Source organism: Clostridium gallinarum, assembly GCF_014836325.1.
Classification (GTDB): domain Bacteria; phylum Bacillota; class Clostridia; order Clostridiales; family Clostridiaceae; genus Clostridium; species Clostridium gallinarum.
Map to the genome: position 1 here is coordinate 1 of NZ_JACSQZ010000133.1, position 952 is coordinate 952.

Here is a 952-nt window from a genome sequence, read left to right on the forward strand (position 1 = left end):
CCTATATTAAATAATCCTGTTTTAAAAGCAAAGGCAACGGAAAGTCCAGTAAGCATTAAAGGTGTTGCTGTTGCAAGTGTATTCCCCATTCTTTCTAGGTTCATTAATCCACCTTTAAACAGATATTTATATCCTTCAACTGGATTAAAGCCCATAATTAACATTAATAAAGCTCCAGCTAAAAGTCCAAGTACTACAGCCATTATTGATTTTATACCTTGATGCTTTTCCATTAGCTTTCACCTCTCTTTATTCCTGCCATCATTAATCCAACTTCATTTTCATCTGTATCATTAGCATTTACAATTCCTATAAGTTCCCCATTATTAACAATAGCTATTCTATCCGAAACATTTAAAACTTCATCTAATTCAAGAGATACTAAAAGTACTGCTTTTCCATTATCTCTTTGTTCAACTAATCTTTTGTGTATGTATTCTATAGAACCAACATCTAATCCTCTAGTAGGTTGGACAGCAATTAATAAATCAGGATTAGATTGAATTTCACGTCCTATAATTCCTTTCTGTTGATTCCCTCCTGATAAAGATCTTGCAATTGATTTCCCACCTTCACCTGATCTTACATCAAAATTTTCCACTATTTTATTTGCATAATCTGTAATTTTCTTTCTATCCATAAGACCAAATTTAGAAAATGGTCTATTTTTATATACCTTTAAAACAAGATTATCTTCCATAGTATAATCTAAAATAAGTCCTCTTTTATGTCTATCTTCCGGAATATGAGCTATTCCTTCATCTATTCTTTTTCTAATGGAATCTTTAGTGATATCCTTTCCATTAAAAATAATTTTTCCTTGTTCTACATTTCTCATTCCTGTTATAGCTTCAACTAATTCAGCTTGTCCATTCCCCTCTACTCCTGCTATACCAACTATTTCACCTTTTCTAATATTCAAGCTAAAATTCTTTAAACCTAGAACTTTTTT

At 31.0% G+C, this 952-nt stretch carries 1 protein-coding gene and 1 pseudogene; both read right to left on the reverse strand.

What is annotated here, in order from left to right; translation table 11 throughout:
* A pseudogene (locus H9660_RS16125) lies at window positions 1-233 on the reverse strand (ABC transporter permease); the annotation flags it as partial.
* Window positions 233-952: ATP-binding cassette domain-containing protein (locus H9660_RS16130; protein WP_191751388.1), on the reverse strand; the 720-nt coding region annotated here is incomplete at its 5' end. The gene H9660_RS16130 and the pseudogene H9660_RS16125, both read right to left, overlap by 1 nt.